Source organism: Microbulbifer sp. MLAF003 (genome assembly GCF_030012965.1).
In the GTDB taxonomy this organism is placed as follows: Bacteria; Pseudomonadota; Gammaproteobacteria; order Pseudomonadales; family Cellvibrionaceae; genus Microbulbifer; species Microbulbifer variabilis.
The window spans coordinates 3,561,169-3,577,109 of sequence record NZ_CP120232.1; the positions used below are offsets into that span (position 1 = coordinate 3,561,169).

The 15,941-nt window shown below is 50.7% G+C and carries 14 protein-coding genes and 1 other RNA gene; 8 read left to right on the top strand and 7 right to left on the bottom strand.

Annotation, left to right across the window (positions count from 1 at the left end; translation table 11 throughout):
* Positions 1–88 precede the first annotated feature (88 nt).
* The 3 genes from P3339_RS17045 to P3339_RS17055 all read left to right on the top strand — a co-directional run bounded on the left by P3339_RS17045 (position 89) and on the right by P3339_RS17055 (position 3,718).
* Positions 89–793 (top strand): DUF3108 domain-containing protein, encoded by a 705-nt coding sequence (locus P3339_RS17045; RefSeq protein WP_282951291.1) that lies wholly within the window; start codon positions 89–91, stop codon positions 791–793.
* Positions 794–1,038: 245 nt separating this feature from the next.
* Positions 1,039–2,433 (top strand): outer membrane protein transport protein, encoded by a 1,395-nt coding sequence (locus P3339_RS17050; protein ID WP_282951292.1) that lies wholly within the window; start codon positions 1,039–1,041, stop codon positions 2,431–2,433.
* A 505-nt stretch (positions 2,434–2,938) separates the two neighbouring features.
* Positions 2,939–3,718 carry a type IV pili methyl-accepting chemotaxis transducer N-terminal domain-containing protein gene (locus P3339_RS17055; protein ID WP_282951293.1) on the top strand — a complete coding sequence of 260 codons (780 nt, stop codon included), beginning with the start codon at positions 2,939–2,941 and terminating at the stop codon, positions 3,716–3,718.
* 122 nt (positions 3,719–3,840) lie between these two features.
* Here the strand turns inward: P3339_RS17055 and P3339_RS17060 are convergent, their stop codons facing one another.
* Positions 3,841–5,703, bottom strand: a complete 1,863-nt coding sequence (locus tag P3339_RS17060) for a M2 family metallopeptidase (protein ID WP_282951294.1) — start codon at positions 5,701–5,703, stop codon at positions 3,841–3,843.
* 251 nt (positions 5,704–5,954) lie between these two features.
* Positions 5,955–6,052, bottom strand: an RNA gene (gene ffs, locus P3339_RS17065) — signal recognition particle sRNA small type.
* A 128-nt stretch (positions 6,053–6,180) separates the two neighbouring features.
* On the opposite strand from ffs, the gene P3339_RS17070 reads away from it, so the two are divergent.
* From P3339_RS17070 to P3339_RS17080, 3 genes are all read left to right on the top strand, one after another.
* The gene (locus P3339_RS17070) at positions 6,181–7,023 is read left to right on the top strand and encodes a 6-carboxytetrahydropterin synthase (protein ID WP_282951295.1); all 843 of its coding nucleotides are present in this window, start codon (positions 6,181–6,183) and stop codon (positions 7,021–7,023) included.
* A gap of 57 nt (positions 7,024–7,080) precedes the next feature.
* Positions 7,081–7,797: a 16S rRNA (uracil(1498)-N(3))-methyltransferase gene (locus P3339_RS17075; protein WP_282951296.1), complete on the top strand. Its 717-nt coding sequence runs from the start codon at positions 7,081–7,083 to the stop codon at positions 7,795–7,797.
* A gap of 249 nt (positions 7,798–8,046) precedes the next feature.
* A complete protein-coding gene (locus tag P3339_RS17080; RefSeq protein WP_282951297.1) occupies positions 8,047–9,399 on the top strand; it encodes a substrate-binding domain-containing protein in 1,353 nt (450 codons plus the stop codon).
* 323 nt (positions 9,400–9,722) lie between these two features.
* Here the strand turns inward: P3339_RS17080 and ald are convergent, their stop codons facing one another.
* Complete coding sequence (gene ald / locus P3339_RS17085; protein ID WP_020411657.1) at positions 9,723–10,868, bottom strand: alanine dehydrogenase; 1,146 nt, start codon at positions 10,866–10,868, stop codon at positions 9,723–9,725.
* 198 nt (positions 10,869–11,066) lie between these two features.
* On the opposite strand from ald, the gene P3339_RS17090 reads away from it, so the two are divergent.
* The gene (locus tag P3339_RS17090; protein WP_020411656.1) at positions 11,067–11,552 is read left to right on the top strand and encodes an Lrp/AsnC ligand binding domain-containing protein; all 486 of its coding nucleotides are present in this window, start codon (positions 11,067–11,069) and stop codon (positions 11,550–11,552) included.
* 53 nt (positions 11,553–11,605) lie between these two features.
* On the opposite strand, the gene P3339_RS17095 is transcribed toward P3339_RS17090, so the two are convergent.
* The 3 genes from P3339_RS17095 to putP form a co-directional block, all read right to left on the bottom strand.
* Positions 11,606–12,070, bottom strand: coding sequence for an Mpo1 family 2-hydroxy fatty acid dioxygenase (locus tag P3339_RS17095; RefSeq protein ID WP_282951298.1), 465 nt, complete (start codon positions 12,068–12,070; stop codon positions 11,606–11,608).
* Complete coding sequence (locus P3339_RS17100; RefSeq protein ID WP_282951299.1) at positions 12,009–12,680, bottom strand: macro domain-containing protein; 672 nt, start codon at positions 12,678–12,680, stop codon at positions 12,009–12,011. Before P3339_RS17100 ends, P3339_RS17095 begins: the two co-directional genes overlap by 62 nt.
* 154 nt (positions 12,681–12,834) lie before the next feature.
* Positions 12,835–14,301 (bottom strand): sodium/proline symporter PutP, encoded by a 1,467-nt coding sequence (putP, locus tag P3339_RS17105; RefSeq protein WP_282951300.1) that lies wholly within the window; start codon positions 14,299–14,301, stop codon positions 12,835–12,837.
* A 206-nt stretch (positions 14,302–14,507) separates the two neighbouring features.
* On the opposite strand from putP, the gene P3339_RS17110 reads away from it, so the two are divergent.
* Positions 14,508–15,113, top strand: a complete 606-nt coding sequence (locus P3339_RS17110; RefSeq protein WP_211214878.1) for a hypothetical protein — start codon at positions 14,508–14,510, stop codon at positions 15,111–15,113.
* Here P3339_RS17110 and ttcA read toward each other — a convergent pair.
* Entirely contained in the window at positions 14,998–15,915 is a 918-nt protein-coding gene (gene ttcA / locus P3339_RS17115; protein ID WP_020411652.1) for a tRNA 2-thiocytidine(32) synthetase TtcA, read from the bottom strand. The two genes, P3339_RS17110 and ttcA, sit on opposite strands and share 116 nt — an antisense overlap.
* Positions 15,916–15,941: the final 26 nt, after the last annotated feature.

Below are 15,941 nucleotides of genomic sequence, written 5' to 3' on the forward strand. Positions count from 1 at the left end.
TTAGCTGGCGGGGTAAAAGTCCTTCAATGTACTTTGCCAGTCCCGCCGGCTAATATTCAAGGAGACTCAGTATTAGTGGGGCTCAGCCGTGCGTTTTTTAGTTTCCTCTCTATTTCTTTTTCTACTCACCAGCCAAACCCTGGCCAACCAATTAGAACCCTTTAAAGCGACCTATACTGCGCGCTTCAATGGTATCAGCGTCACCGCCACCCGCGAGCTCACAGGCCAGCAGGGCAATTGGCGACTGGATTTCAGCACCAACACCCTATTTGCCAGCATCAAAGAGTACTCCCGCTTTACCAGTGAGAACGGCCACATAACTCCCTACCATTACGAATATCGCCGCAAAGGACTGGGCCGTAATCGCGGCACTGTGCTCAATTTTGAACCAGACAAGGGCATGGTACTCAATGTTTCCAATCCCGAAAGGGATTTGAAAGATGTACCTCCACATATTCTCGATAAGGTCAGCTACCAGTTGCAACTGACAATGGATGTCGCCGCAGGCAAAGAAGACCTCCAGTACGAAATTGCCGATGGCAAGAAGATTCGCAAATACACTTTTGCCCGAGAAGGCACTGAAACCCTGGATACCCCGATGGGGGAAATCGAGACAATTAAAGTGCGCAGGGTTCGGGATGCCGACTCTGCAAGAGAGACAACAGTCTGGATTGCCCCCCAGTGGAACTATGCGTTAGTGAAGCTTGTTCAAAGAGAGGAAAATGGTAAAAAATACCAAATCACCATGACAAATCTATCCATTAATGGAAAAAACGTCAGCTCAGGCCAATAAAAAACCAGTTCCCCGCGAGGCAAAAAAATCTATTCATTTGATGGATTTTTGCCTCCTTTCTCATTATAAAGTGACTCCTTTCCCTTGCTCAGGCAGTTTTCTATTGCCTAACTTTTCCAGTAAGGGATTTGCTATGAAATCGGAAGGTATCTATATAAGTCTAACGGCCTTCCTTCCATGTAACAGCATTTATTCAAATGCTGCATATGGTTTTCAGTAATCAGCAGACTTAGAGATGGGCTCTCATGAATAAGAAATACCTGCGACACGCAGTTCTGGCCGCAGCAATCGGCTCCGTTTCCCAAGGCGCAATGGCAGCAGGTTTCTACCTGCAGGAAACCAGCGCATCTGGCCTAGGCCGCGCCTTCGCCGCCGAAAACACCATCGGTGACAATGCCTCTATCCTCGCACGCAACCCCGCGGGCTCTGCGCTGTTTGACACCTACACTATTTCAGGTGGCCTTACTTACGTAGACCCCAATATCGACGTATCTGGCGATGTTACTTATTTCGGGCCAATCCCGGGCACCCGGACCACTGTTCGGGCTGATGCCGACGATTACGCTACCAGCGCATGGATTCCCAACGGTTATTTAGCCGCACCGATCAACGATGAGTGGTCTTGGGGCCTGGCCATGTATACAGATTTTGGCCTTGAGACTGACTTCCCCGATAGCTTTCCAGCGGCTGCCATTGCAAACCAAACTGAGCTGCTGACAGTCAATATCCAGCCCTCTATTGCTTACGATATTAATAACACCTTTAGCATTGGCGCTTCTATCAATTTCCTGTACGCCGATGCAACCCTGAAGACCAATATACCGACAGACTTTGTTCTTGACCCAATCTTCAGTAATCCTGCGGTCTTAGGCAGAGGCCTCTCTGGCGCTTCCGTTCTTAAGATTGAGGGCGATGGCTGGGATGTTAGCTGGACCTTAGGTGCATTGTGGCGCATCAGTGATAATACCCGCGCCGGCATTTCTTACCATGCCAAGTACGATCCCAAACTCAAAGGGGATGTGAGTTCCGACTTAATACCTCCCCCTGCCGCGCCATTTGATGATACCAGCGGCAACCTCACGTTAGACCTGCCGGATACTTTGGAGCTGGGTTTCTACCACCGCTTCGACAACCAATGGGCAGTTGCAGTTGGCTATATGTGGACCAACTGGGAAGAGTTTGAGCGTCTCGAAGCCTTTATCCCAAGCGCTGGTGAGGGGTTCAATCCTCTACTCATCAAAGAAGAAAACTTTAAAAGCGGTTCACGCTTCAGCCTCGCTGGCGAGTATTTCTACAATGATGATATTACCGTGCGCTTCGGCTATGCCTATGACCAAGGTGCAGCGCGCGATGGTTTCAATCGTCACGAGCAAGAAGAAATTCTTGCCACTACTGGCCTGGACCTCCCCATCACCTGGCGCACATTATCCATTCCAGACACCGATCGTCAGTGGCTCACGCTTGGTGGAACCTATCAATATAATGAAAAGCTGAGCGTAGATGCCGGCATAGCTTACATCTGGGGTGACGACGAGAGAATTCAGGAATATACACCAATCCCCGTCCCGACCTACTACGATGGCGGCACGACCAAAACAGAGGCCTGGCTGTTCAGTGCAGCCATTAACTACCGCTTCTGATTAGCAAGTCCCCACGAAAAAAAGGCTCTACCTCCGGTAGGGCCTTTTTTATTTACAGACCAACAAAAGACACCCGCTTCAAGCCCCCAAAGCCTTGCCTATACCACCACAGCCCCGACCTTAAAAAAAGGGGGTAGATAACCATCCAGGCAAATTTGCTATAAACACCCCTCAAGTTAATTAAATTCAAATCTCTGTCTAACCCAAAAATCCAACGCCAACAATTTTGCTTGTCGATTAAATTCTACCAATGACTCTCAACAAAAAGCGGCCACTAGAACCACCCCTCTTTCTTTGTTGTGACCATGACCTGGAACAGGGAGCAAGCAAAATAGTAACAACTGAAATTCCACCTTGAACCCGATTGCAATGAACAACCTACTGAGGGCACTAGAAGTTTAGGCGAACCGAGCACCACTGGCAGCAGTACCGGATCTATACCCCGGCACCAGCCCGATCAAACAAAAATCAAAACCGAAAACAACCAAGCAACAAGAGTAAAATCATGAAGTTAATAGCAGTACTTTTCTTGTTATTCTTAAGCTTCGATATCTCGGCCTTCACCATGGGAGATGCCATCAATATAGCTGGCCGACAGCGGATGCTGTCTCAGCGTATCACCCAGGCGTATATCCTCCGCGGAATACAGCCCAGTGCGGAGCACCACAAAAAAGTCTTTTCAAGGTCCCTCCAGGAGTTCAAGCGAAACCACGAAAAACTAAGTAACTTTCAGGGCGCGGAAAAAATCGAAACCCAATTAATAAAAGTGCAAAAGGAGTGGGAAAAATTTGAAAAAATCGCCCTCCAACCCACCAGCAAGGAAAGCGCTACTAAGCTGTTTGAACGGAGTGATGAACTCCTGTCTGAAACCCATGCTTATGTTGTGAAGCTCCAGCAACTTGCACCGCATAATAGCGCTGAGTTAATTAACATCGCAGGTCGGCAACGCATGCTCTCCCAGCGCATAGCCAAAAACTATGCTGCTAAACTCTGGGAAATTTCCCAAGATAATGCCAGTAGCGGTCTGCAACAGGATCTTTCCGAGTACTCCAACCGCCTTAACCAGCTTCTGGAAAGCCCACTCAACACACCCGAAATCACCCACAATCTGCGTAAAGCTCAGGATCACCTAAATTACGCCAGTCGCGGGTTCGAAGGAGAGATGAAAATATCTGAGAAGCGCCAGATTCAAGTAATTACAGGCACTACCGATCTAATGCTGCGCAATATGAATGTTATTACTCAGCTGTATGCCAAATTATTGGATTCAAGCACAACTTTATAAGAACAGAGAGTGCAATTGAAAGAATACTCCAGAAAAGCTTTGAAGAAACCATCGGAACAATAAGAAAGGGGGAGCCCCCTTTCTTAATTAGTGCGCTAATACGCTATTGGATAACCAGCAGATTACCAGCCGCACTGACGCCCCTGGTTTTGCTCTTCCAGATAGGCCATCAAAGGCTGGAAGTAATCGATAATTGCCGAGGCATCCAGATCGCGCTGGCCAGTCAGAGCTTCCATTGCATCGGGCCAGGGCTTGCTTGCACCCATAGCCAACATGGTGCGCAACTTCTCGCCCGCTTCATCATTTTTGTAAATAGAGCAACGATGCAGCGGCCCGGTTTCACCAGCGGCCTCACAGAGTGCACGATGGAACTGGAACTGCTGAATACGCGCAAGGAAGTAGCGGGCATAAGGCGTATTACCTGGAATGTGGTACTTGGCACCCGGGTCAAAATTCGCTTCGGTGCGCTCTACTGGAGCTTCAATACCCTGGTATTCCTCACGCAATTTCCACCATGCCTTGTTGTAATCGGAAGGCTGCACTTCGCCATTAAATACCTGCCAACGCCATTTATCTACCAACAAACCAAAAGGCAGGAAGGCAATCTTATCCAGCGCCTGCTGCATCAGGTAGCCAATATCCTTACTCTCGTCCGGCACCTCATTCATCAAGCCGATTTCTTTAAGGTACTTCGGGGTAATAGATAGCGCGATAGTGTCGCCAACAGCTTCATGGAAACCATCATTGGCACCCTCTTTGTAGAGGAAAGGCTGGTCCTTATAGATGCGCTGGTAGAAGTTATGGCCCAATTCATGATGGATTGTAACCAGGTCTTCACCAGTCTTGTTGATACACATCTTGATACGAATGTCGTCCTGACCATCCATATTCCAGGCACTGGCATGACATACCACATCCCGATCCTGGGGCTGGGTGAACTGTGAGCGCTCCCAGAAAGTATCAGGTAGCGGCTCAAAGCCAAGAGAGGTGAAGAACTTCTCACCCACCTTCACCATATCCTTCTCACTCATGCCAGAGTCAACAACGAGCTGAGTCAGGTCATAAGGCGCTTGCATGTCCTCATCTTTAACCAATTCATAGATATTGCCCCATTCCTGAGCCCACATGTTACCGAGCAAATGTGCCGGAATTTTGCCCTGGGCAGGTGCAACCTCATCGCCATAATGCTCATTCAGCTTGGCACGCACATGGCAATGCAGGGCCTCATACAAAGGCTTCACCTTATTCCACTGCGTATCCATATCAGCTGCGAAAGCATCCGGTTTCATATCGTACTTGGAGCGCCAGAAAACACTCAAGTTGTCATAGCCCAGCTCTTTGGTACCGGCGTTGCCGATCTCAACCTGGCGCTCATAAAGTGGCTTCATTGGAGGAGAGACTTTGCGCCAACCGACCCAAAGATCCTTGAGTAGTTCAGGGTCGCGATTGGTGGCCATCATCTGACCCATTTCGGTCAGGGTATAGCACTTCTCATCCCCCGACTCCTCACGGCAGTATTTGCCAGCGCCATACATACCCTGCATCTTCGAGCCGATTTGAGCCAATTCGGAAGTTAATGCCGGATCCTTCGGAGCGGGGAATACCAAGCCCTGCTTCAACATAGTCAGCTTGCGGCGGGTATCTGCATCCAGTTCCAGGTTATTGAACTTAGCTGCTTCGGAGGCGAGTTCCACGGCCAGGGTCGTGTAACGCTCACTGGCGAGCGCTTCAACGTACTGGGAGTCCATATTGATGTAAGTCGAAGCCAACCAGGCTGCATGGCTCATCTCCTGGGCCATTTTTTCCAGGCGCGCCTGGGCGCCATCCAGGAACGCCTGGGCATCTTTGGCTGTCAGCTGACCTTGTTCTGCCGCCGGACTTGCTGCAGTAGCCTGAGCCACATCAATATTTTTCGGAGCCTGTTGGCCATCGTCGCAAGCAGACAGCGCCACCGTAGTGGCGATGGCGAAAGCAATTTTCTTCATCTTCCCCTCAGATAATCATTATTGGGCCTGGTTATAACTGACGCCGTTTATAGCATAAGCTTCATATTGTCATCGACGTCAGGCGCAATTTGAAAGCCCAGTTCGACACAAAATACCTTTTATTGCAGATTTTCCGGGGGAAAATACGGCTCAAAACCAGTCAGTTCGCGAGGTCTCAAGAAGCTTACTTCGCAACGGGGAAAGAAGATCTAAAAGAAAATAGAAGGGAAAGACTGAGAAGATGGAGGCAGCCCAACCAGCAACACCCTCGGCACATGATACCACTGCTACCGTTGCTCCCTTCCGGGCCTGGCGGGGTTCACAGCTGCTCATTGCGAGGGGACCGGAAGGGCCGCCACAACGATCTTCGGTGCATCCGAAGAGGGCGCGATTATAGAGGCATAAAGGCGCAAGTTCCAGCCCTATTAACAGGTTATAATAGACGTCTAGTATTTTACCCCTTCAATAGAGTTACTCATGCACCTTTTTGTCGATAATTTGACCAATGTTGACTTCAGCTACCTGGACCATGAACGCGGGTTGGTAGGAGAGACATGGCTGGCCAATGCTGCCCTTGAGGGCACCCTGGATCACCAGGGTATGGTTTGTGACTTTGGTATCGTTAAAAAGACTCTACGCCATTGGCTGGATGATCAACTTGACCACCGCCTTTTAGTGCCCACCAAGGCCCCAGGCCTGACACTTACTAATGAAGGCGAGCTAATTTCACTCAGTTGGCAGCTGGCAAATGGCGAGCAAATTGCCGTATCCGGGCCTGAGCAGGCTTTCGCTCTAGTCGAAGCTGACACTATTAATAGAGACACCGTTGCAAACTGGAGTGTAAAGCAGCTGGCCAGCTCCTTTCCGACCAGTGTCGAGCAACTCAAGCTCTCTTTTGAAGATGAAAAAATAGAAGATGCCTTCTACCACTACAGCCATGGGCTAAAAAAACACGATGGCAATTGCCAGCGAATTGCCCATGGCCATCGATCCCGCATCCAGATTTATTCTGCTGGAGAGCGCGACAAGCAGCTGGAGCAACAATGGGCAAAACGCTGGGAAGACATCTATATAGGAACCCGCGAAGATTTAATTGAGGAGGGCGAGAAAACCATGAGCTTCGCTTATCGGGCTCAGCAGGGCAATTTCACTCTGGAGATTCCTGTACGCTGTTGCGAGGTGATCAACTGCGATACTACCGTGGAGCAACTGGCTCAATATATTGCCAATACCCTGGCCAAAGATTTGCCTGGAAAAGAAATCACCGTTCGCGCTTATGAAGGCTTGGGTAAAGGGGCTATCGCCTCCGCCAAGCAATAAGCTTTTGCGCAAAACAAAGCAAAATTATTCCCTGGGCCCAGCAAAGGTTAGCGGATTTTGAACCTGATTGTTTTACGGGAAACTGATTTCTTCGACTCAACACATGTACGCCTCTCAGGCCGCAGGTTGGAGCATATTATCCAAGTCCATCGAGCTGCACCGGGGCAGCAACTGCGTGTTGGGTTACTCAATGGCAAGATTGGTTTTGGTGAAATCACTTTTCTTACTGATCAACAAGTAGAGATAAGGGTGGAGTTACAAAACAGCCCTCCACCACCACTACCTCTTACGCTGGTTCTGGCATTGCCGCGCCCTAAAATGTTGAAGCGGATTATTCAGCATATCACTGCCCTAGGCGTAAAAAAGCTGGTTCTCCTGAATAGCTATCGTGTAGAAAAGTCCTATTGGCAAACACCCTGGCTGGAACCGGATAAACTATTCGAACAGTGCCTGTTAGGCCTTGAGCAGGCTGTAGATACTCAGATGCCGGAAATCATCTTGCGCAAGCGCTTCAAACCGTTTGTGGAGGATGAGCTACCCGAGCTATCCGCCAATACATTAAAATTGGTAGCTCACCCGGTAGGTGGCGATGCCTGTCCCGTTGATATCGATAAGACAACAACGCTTGCGATTGGCCCTGAGGGAGGCTTTATCCCCTACGAAATTGAAAAGCTAAAGGAGGCCGGTTTCCACTCGGTACATTTGGGAGCGCGTATTCTGCGCGTGGAAACCGCGCTGCCAGTATTGGTAAGTCGCCTTTTCCCCGCCCGCTGAGCATACACAACCGAACGGAAAAGGGGTTGTAAAAAAATTAAGCAGCCTCTTACACCCGAGCCACCTCTATTACAAAGCCTTAATCTCTCCTACCTCACAGCTTCAAATTTCCACTCGATCATTTAATACGAATCACTCCTACAGTGGATAGTGAGACATTTGCACGTTTTATTCATCAAGATTTCATCATTTTGTAATAAATAAGACATATTTTGCGGCCTCGTTTTTCTTCCCTATGGGCGAGTTTTTATGTACCTGTTCCTTCACCGGCTATGTTTCACCTTATCACTTTTACTGGGGCCTATACTCACCCCGGCGGCTTCAGCTGAGCTGCCTCCTTTCGACTCGAGCACTTCGGGCCTGTTGTTTACCTTACACGGATCCAACACCATCGGTGCACAGCTGGCACCCAACTTGATTCGCGATTACCTCTCCGCAAAAAGCGCCAGAAATATTCGCGTAATCCCCTTGGACACTCCCAATGAACTTCGCGTACAGGCAGACACTGGCAGTAACACCGTTTTCATTGATATAGCGGCGCATGGTTCAAGTACTGGCTTTAAAGGGCTTGAGCAGTCTCAAGCAGATATTGCCATGGCTTCCAGACCGATCAAGGATACGGAATTATCATCTCTGAGCCGCCTTGGAGACATGCGCAGTAGCCGGGCAGAGCATGTAATTGCTATCGATGGCCTGGCAATTATTGTGCATCCCGGTAATCGCATCGAAAAACTGACCTTGCAACAAATCGCCTCTATTTTCTCCGGCAGAATTACCAACTGGTCACAACTCGGCGGTAACAAAGGTCGAATCAAAGTCTATGCCCGTGATAATCAATCTGGCACCTGGGATACATTCAAGAATCTGGTACTTGGCAAAAGCCACACACTCGCCGGCAGCGCAAAACGCTTTGAATCCAATGATCAACTCTCGGACCTGGTTGCCGCAGACCCCAACGGCATTGGCTTTGTTGGGCTGGCATCAATAAGGCAATCCAAGGCAATCTCTGTTTCCGATGAAGATACTTTGCCTCAAGCACCTGAACACTTAACTGTTGCAACAGAAGATTATCCCCTATCACGCCGCCTGTTTTTATATACGCCGGTGTATTCAGCCAAACCAGCTGCCGATGATTTTCTACGTTTTGTGCAAAGTGAGCTGGGACAAGAGCAGGTAAAAGCCACAGGGTTTGTTGCACAGACCCCAATTGGTGTAAAGCCTGGCAGCTTAAGGGAAGGCCCAGCGGAGTATTTGACCCTGACTGAAAAAGCAGAACGACTAAGTATTAATTTCCGCTTCTCTGAAGGTAGTGCATCTCTGGACAACAAAGCCCAGCAGGATATTCAAAGACTCGCAAACTATATGCAAAAACCCCAAAATCGTGATCGCCGATTGCTACTGATTGGATTTGGCGACGAAAAAGCCAGCCCGGAACGTTCAGTAATTCTATCCAAGCTGCGTGCAGTAACTGTGCGATCCGCACTTCGCGACCACCAGATAAATACTGCTCCCGTACAGGGCTTCGGCGCTTACCTACCTATTGCATCGAACAACTCCAGTGGCAAAGTCAAAAATCGCCGGGTTGAAGTTTGGCTTCTGTAAATTGAAGATCCTGCCGTTTCACAGGGAAGAAAAAATGATAGAGGCGGGATTAAATCCGATGGAGTGTTCTGTAAAGTCCTTCCTGTCTTCTGATACTGAGCTATCGCCAACAACTGACTTTAAGGGAAATCAGTGCAGCAGTAAGCCAACCCAGAAAATAAAACTCGCAATAAAAAAGCCGCGTTGATACGCGGCTATCAATGACAGCTTTCACTGTCAGGTCTCACAGAGAGGAACGCCAGGAGCGCTCCGGGAAAAACTCCCAAATAACAAGCGCGTTGCAGCTCGTTTTAAATAGGCGGCTGCTGAGCAGCCGCCAACAATCAGGCTACAGCTTCTTCAGACTCAGCTACTTTTTGCAGAGCCAGCTTGGGATCCACAAATTCATAGCCCAATACATCGGCAACAGCTTTGTAGGTCACCATACCAGCGTGAACATTCAGCCCTTCCAGAAGATTCGCATCATCCAGCAACGCCTGCTTAGCACCTTTGTTTGCCAGGGCCACGGCGTAAGGCAGGGTAGCGTTGTTCAGAGCCATGGTGGAGGTGCGGGCTACACCGCCGGGCATATTGGCTACACAGTAATGTACTACCCCATCTACCACATAAGTAGGCTCTTGGTGGGTAGTGGCTTTGGATGTTTCAAAACAACCACCTTGGTCGATAGCCACGTCTACAACCACAGCACCCTTCTTCATGCGGCTGATGATGTCGCGAGTCAGCAGCTTGGGAGCCGCAGCGCCCGGAATCAATACTGCACCCACAACCAGGTCCGCTTCCAGCGCGTGCTTTTCAATAGCGTCGTTTGTGGAGTATTCGGTGCGCACAGCGCCACCGAAGATGTCATCCAGCTGACGCAGACGTGGCAGTGAGCGATCCAGGATGGTTACATCAGCACCCATACCCAGGGCCATCTTGGCTGCATTGGTACCAACAACACCACCACCGATAATCAGGACTTTCGCGGGGGCTACACCGGGTACACCACCGAGCAATACTCCAAGGCCGCCTTGAGCTTTTTCCAGGTGGTGGGCGCCACATTGTACAGACATACGACCAGCCACTTCAGACATCGGCGCCAACAGCGGCAGACCACCAAAGCGGTCGGTAACAGTTTCATAAGCGATGCAGGTTGCACCGGATTTCACCAACAGCTCGGTTTGCTTGGGGTCTGGAGCCAGGTGGAGGTAAGTGTAAAGAACCTGCCCAGGGCGCAGCATTTCGCACTCATTCGGCTGCGGCTCTTTGACCTTGACGATCATATCGGCAGTGGCAAAAATCTCTTCCGGAGTATCAATAATCTTGGCACCGGCCTGCTCGTACATTTCATCGGTAAAGCCAATAGCTGCACCGCCATCTTTCTGTACGATTACCTGATGACCGTGGCCAACCAGTTCGCGAACACTCGACGGCGTCAGGCCAATACGATACTCGTGGTTTTTGATCTCTTTAGGGACGCCAATCAACATTTTCTGCTCCTCAATCTCTGTATCTGGCGCAATCTTTGCGCATAGACAAAGCCACACCTAATTTCTGTGTTTTCCCCAGTATAAGGCCACCCCTAAAGTGGATTTCTATAAGATTTTTTATCAAACTAGTGGAATCCACTATTAAACCTAGTCGATAGTCCGATTTTTGAGCTGATCATCTATCCAGGAGACAGAGGTATGCGCAAGCGCGCGGAAGAACTCAATACCGTGGACCGCAATATCCTGCGAGTCCTGCAAAAAAATGGCCGTACCAGCTATGCTGAACTCGCCCGACAAGTGGGTTTAACTGCTACCCCCTGTGTTGAACGGGTAAAACGACTGGAGAATGATGGCGTTATCCAAGGATACACTGCCCTGATCAATCCAGAATTCCTGGATGCCGCCCTGGTGGTTTTTGTACAGATTCGCCTTAACCGGTCCGCCCAGGACGCATTTGAAGAGTTCCGCAACGCTGTGGCCGCACTACCGGAAGTACAAGAGTGTTATCTGGTCTCTGGCAATTTTGACTACCTGATCAAAGCACGGGTTGCGGATATGAGCGCCTACCGCAAGTTTTACGGTGAGACTCTTCTGACACTGCCAGAAGTACAGGAGTGCACCAGTTACGTGGTGATGGAGGAAGTAAAAGAAACCCTGGAAGTACCAGTTCACTACAATCGATAAGCCCATTAGTAGGGGCGACTAGTCAGCCCCCTACTGCAAGTTGGCAAGAGTGATCAGTAGTGGATTCCCAGCTTGCGATAAACAAAACCTATAACCCAAGCCGGGCCAATCAGTAGAAACTGAATATCTTTAAAGAAAGAGGGCTTTTTCCCTTCGATATGGTGGCCTATAAACTGAAAAATCCACATCACTACAAATAGTCCCAGTGCCGTCTGCCAAACGGGCACCCCCAGGCGCTCCGCTATCGACCAGGCCCAGAGGCAAACTACCGTTAAGGCAGTCATGCCAATAGCAATTGCAAAGGAAAGGGCAAAATAGAAAAGCATCACTGGCACTGTGATCACTACAGCCCAGTTCAACCAAGGGATCGCCGCCATAAACTGCGGCTGCGGAATATCCCATAGCAGGCCAACAACAGTTGCATAAATTACCGGTACTGCAACCCAGTGAATGGATTTATTGATCGGGTTCTGGTGGCTCTCGCCGTATTCGGCAAACCACTGCTGGGCGGTGCGCATGACAATCTCCTTTTCTTATTGTGTCATTGTCAGGAGAGCTATGATCCTCCGGGCACAAACGGTAATCAATGGCCGAAAGTGCCAGGTAAAATATTTTGTCAACGCCGCACGTATGCATCCAGCTGAGCGTGATAGAGTTCAGCCATCTCCCTATCGAAACAGCAGAAAACAATACTCTGTGGCTCCCCTCTCTCTCCAAGTGCTGCTGCACCTGTTCAACGGCAATTTCTACCGCAAGCCTGGGAGGATAATCATAAACACCGCAACTAATTGCGGGGAATGCGATGGAACGCATGTTCTCTCGCCGCGCCAAAGTCAGGCATTGGCGGTAACAGCTCGATAAAAGCTCTGGCTCACCCAAACGGCCACCGCGCCAGACTGGCCCAACCGTGTGGTAAATACGTTTGACAGGAATTGAAAAAGCGCTAGTGGCACGGACCTCACCAACCGGGCAACCCCCGATACTGCGGCAGGCATCCAACAAATCTGGACCCGCCGCACGGTGAATGGCGCCATCCACTCCACCACCGCCGAGTAGACGAGCGTTGGCGGCATTGACGATGACATCGACGTTTAATCGCGTGATATCACCGAGATGAACTTTGATCACTCAGTATCTCCAACCGCTATTTGAATAATCGCTGCGGATGGAAATCCTTTTCGCTTCACAACAGTCGCACCCATATCACAGGCGCGCCCTTTGCGTAGCTGTCACACTGCACTCAGCCCCATCACTGGGGGCCGCAAGTACAAGCCCTCCGGGGTTAGCCCAGCAATTTTTTATGCTGGGAGGCCACGGCTTCCGGGCATTTCGTCAGTACGCTAACTATGACGATAGCAGCTGCTGAGAAAATAAAGCCCGGCAGCAATTCATAGGTATCGAAGATACCACCGGAGAGCTGCTCCCAGATCACCACTGTGCCACCACCGACAATCACCCCTGCAATGGCACCGCTGCCAGTCATTCTTGACCAGTAGAGGCTGATCAGCAGTGCCGGTCCAAAGGCGGCGCCGAGTCCGGCCCAGGCGTAACTCACCACATCCAAGACCTTGGAATCAGGATCCATAGCAATCCAAACAGCGATTAGAGAGAGCCCAACAACGGCCCAGCGCCCCACTTTCACCATGGCTTCAGGACTGGTCTTACGTCCAAACCAGACATGATAAATATCCTCTGCCAATGCTGCAGAGGACACCAACAGCTGGGAATCTGCGGTGCTCATAATGGCGGAGAGGATCGCCGCTAGCAGTACACCCGCGACAATCGGATGGAACAGAACCTGAACCAGTTCCATAAAGACCGTCTCGCCATCCGGCAGCCCCTGCTGCATCTGTAGGTGGGCAAACAGGCCAACTGCCATAGCACCCAAAAAGCCAACCAGGGACCAAACTGCGGCAACGGTTGCAGCCGCAGGTACATCATCCGGGCTGCGTACCGCCATAAAACGCGCCAGGATATGGGGCTGGCCAAAGTAGCCCAGCCCCCAGGCGAGAGAACTCAAAATGGCAACCATGCCCAACGCCTGTCCACTGCCATCAGTCAACCAATGCGTTAACTGGGGCTGTTGTGCTTGCAACTGAGCCCAGCTGGCGGAAAAGCCACCCTGATCGGAAATCACCACTAAAGGAACGGCAATCAGAGCAACACTCATTAGCAGACCCTGGAATACATCTGTCCAGGATACCGCCAGGAAACCGCCAAATAGCGTGTAAGAAATCACTGCAACTGCACCGATAACCACCGCAAAGTGGTAGTCCCAACCAAAAACAGTCTCAAATAACTTACCGCCGGCAATCAGGCCCGAAGCCACGTAAAAGAGGAAAAACAGCAAGATGAAAATAGCGCATACCGTGCGCAGATAAGGGTGGCCCATCTTGAAACGGCGATCCAGGTAGGCTGGCACCGTCAGGGAATCATCCAGTTCATAGGTATATATGCGCAGGCGGCGCCCCATACTGACCCAGCTCAGCACGATACCGGAAAAGAGGCCTATAGCAATCCAGCCCGCAGACATCCCCGCAGCATAGGCAGCACCGGGTAATCCCAGCAGTAACCAGCCGCTCATGTCAGAGGCCCCAGCAGAGAGCGCCGCAACGGCAGGGGGCAATGAACGGCCACCAAGGAAATAATCACTGGCATTTTTGGTACGCATATAAGCGTAAATGCCAATCACCAGGATTAGGGCCAGGTAGGCGATAAAGGTTAGGGCTACGAGCCACTGTGCAGGCATGGGGGATTCCTTCTACTCAAACTGAGTGGCACCTAGAGAGGGCACTTTCTGCGACTCGCTGCTCGCTTTTTGGGCAAAATGAGCTACGGGATCGGTACCACTTCAAAAATTGTTATGTTTATTGCGCCTAAATCTACCCAACAGGTGGCGTCGACTCAATCCGCAAACTAAATATTCAGAACAGCCACAGAAAAAAAGACAACACTATGGGCATTTGTCTGGACGAATTGCGCCTCCAGGTTATCCGTCCGACCCTCAAACACCTGAGAGCCTGGAGTCAGGGCATGGAAAACCTCCTGCTCGGCACAGCCGCACAAGAATCACAGCTCGGGTTTCATCTCAAGCAGGGACGGCGCCATGGATTGGGCATCTATCAAATCCAACCACACACGCACCGGGAGATCTGGGATCACTATCTGATCGATCATCCAGCCCTGGCCTCAAAGGTACGCGGCCTGGCCAGCCAGCGAGACTTTCTCGATCACCCCCACAGCGAGCTGACCACCAACTTGCGCTATGCCACCGCTATCGCCTGGCTGGTTTACCGCTCAGCGAATGTTCACAAGATTCCCGAGCCGGAGACCAATGATGTGGCGAAAATGGCGCGGCTGTGGCACCAGCATTTTCACCACGGGCCCAGCGCCACTACGAGGGATTTTGAATGCAGCTATGCCCAACTGGTAAGTGGTGCAGACCCTACAAATTCAGCGCCGAGATATACTGGGGCGCAGCCTCCTGAGCATCCTCAGGCTCCCAGGAATTCACCTGACGCTGAATTAAATGGTCAGGGCGCTCGGCAGCCGACGGCTTAGAGCGATCCAATTCCAGGCTTTCAAAGTTGTAGAGATCCCTGTCTGCCAGTTGCGATGGGGATACACGCGTTAATGCGGCAAAGATATTTTCACTACGTCCTGGGAATTTTTTATCCCACTCCCGTAACATCTGCTTAATCGCCTGCCTCTGCAGATTTTCCTGGCTACCGCACAGGTTGCAGGGAATGATCGGGAATTCCTTAAACTCCGCATAGCGGGCAATATCCTCTTCACGGCAATAGGCCAGCGGACGAATCACAATATTGCGCCCATCATCGGCACGCAGCTTGGGCGGCATTGCCTTCAGGCGACCGCCGTAAAACATATTCAGGAACAAGGTCTCGACAATGTCGTCTTTATGGTGACCAAGGGCTACTTTGGTAGCACCGATTTCCTCGGCAAAGCCGTAAAGGGTACCGCGGCGCAGGCGCGAACAGAGGCTACAGGTGGTCTTGCCTTCAGGCACCACTTCCTGCACAACTGAATAGGTGTCTTTTTCCACGATGTGGTGCGGCACGCCGAGGGAGCGCAAATACTCCGGCAGGATATGCTCCGGGAAACCCGGCTGTTTCTGGTCCATATTCACCGCCACCAGCTCGAAATTGACCGGTGCAGTTTTTTGCAGGTTCAGCAGGATATCCAGCATGGCATAGGAATCCTTGCCACCGGACAGGCAGACCATAATTTTGTCGCCTTCTTCAATCATGTTGAAGTCCGCAATCGCGCGACCCACATGACGACGCAGGCGCTTCTGCAGCTTGTTAAATTCGAGTCGCTCGCGGCGATTTTCCACTTCGGGCATGGTGTCTCTCTAACTAGTTCAGTACC

Coding starts and splice junctions, on each gene's coding strand:
- P3339_RS17050 (WP_282951292.1), top strand. CDS start 1,039: ATGAATAAGAAATACCTGCGACACGCAGTTCTGGCCGCAGCAATCGGC.
- P3339_RS17055 (WP_282951293.1), top strand. CDS start 2,939: ATGAAGTTAATAGCAGTACTTTTCTTGTTATTCTTAAGCTTCGATATC.
- P3339_RS17060 (WP_282951294.1), bottom strand. CDS start 5,703: ATGAAGAAAATTGCTTTCGCCATCGCCACTACGGTGGCGCTGTCTGCT.
- P3339_RS17070 (WP_282951295.1), top strand. CDS start 6,181: ATGCACCTTTTTGTCGATAATTTGACCAATGTTGACTTCAGCTACCTG.
- P3339_RS17080 (WP_282951297.1), top strand. CDS start 8,047: ATGTACCTGTTCCTTCACCGGCTATGTTTCACCTTATCACTTTTACTG.
- ald (WP_020411657.1), bottom strand. CDS start 10,868: ATGTTGATTGGCGTCCCTAAAGAGATCAAAAACCACGAGTATCGTATT.
- P3339_RS17090 (WP_020411656.1), top strand. CDS start 11,067: ATGCGCAAGCGCGCGGAAGAACTCAATACCGTGGACCGCAATATCCTG.
- P3339_RS17095 (WP_282951298.1), bottom strand. CDS start 12,070: ATGCGCACCGCCCAGCAGTGGTTTGCCGAATACGGCGAGAGCCACCAG.
- putP (WP_282951300.1), bottom strand. CDS start 14,301: ATGCCTGCACAGTGGCTCGTAGCCCTAACCTTTATCGCCTACCTGGCC.
- P3339_RS17110 (WP_211214878.1), top strand. CDS start 14,508: ATGGGCATTTGTCTGGACGAATTGCGCCTCCAGGTTATCCGTCCGACC.
- ttcA (WP_020411652.1), bottom strand. CDS start 15,915: ATGCCCGAAGTGGAAAATCGCCGCGAGCGACTCGAATTTAACAAGCTG.